Source organism: Borborobacter xinjiangensis (genome assembly GCF_047739745.1).
Taxonomy (GTDB): Bacteria; Pseudomonadota; Alphaproteobacteria; order Rhizobiales; family Rhizobiaceae; genus Pseudaminobacter.
Genome location: NZ_JBLLVA010000101.1, coordinates 1 through 545 on the forward strand (window position 1 = coordinate 1; position 545 = coordinate 545).

Consider the following 545-nt stretch of genomic DNA (forward strand, 5'->3'; position numbering starts at 1 on the left):
CCGTCATGCTGGAAAGTCGGAAACACGTCCGAATCCTCGCTGAGCGTGATGAGGTAAGGTTCGACCACGACACCGCTGGTGTTTGCGCCGACATGCCCGAGCAGAGTGTATTGATGGCCGGCGCGCGTGCCGCGACGCTCGACATCCACTCCCTCCCCTGCCTTGACGAACACGGCATTGCGCTCCTCCTCGAAGCGACGCAAAAAAGCCGTGACCGGTACGCCGAGGGCACGCGACAAGGATTGCAACGTCGTCAGCGACGGAGAAGTGTTGCCATTCTCGATTTTCGACAGCATGCCAAGCGAAATATTGGTTGCAGTGGCGAGATCGGCAACGGTGATACCGAGCTTCTTGCGGAAGGCGCGCACCTCCCGGCCAATCGCCACTTCAAGAACGTTCTCGCGGGTGTCGCGAAGGGCATGCGGGTTCTGCTTGAGAACAGTCGGGCTGGACGGGTCGTCCGGCACCTTGGAGCCCTTCGGGCCAGCGCTTCCATTCACTAGCGAAGTCTCTTTGTCCTGCACTTTTTCCACTTCAACCCCGCT

At 60.0% G+C, this 545-nt stretch carries 1 protein-coding gene; it reads right to left on the minus strand.

The window, feature by feature from the left end; all coding sequences use genetic code 11:
- The coding region (locus tag ACLKMW_RS26515) for a helix-turn-helix domain-containing protein (RefSeq protein ID WP_415727524.1) at nucleotides 1-467 on the minus strand (467 nt) is incomplete at its 3' end.
- Nucleotides 468-545: the final 78 nt, after the last annotated feature.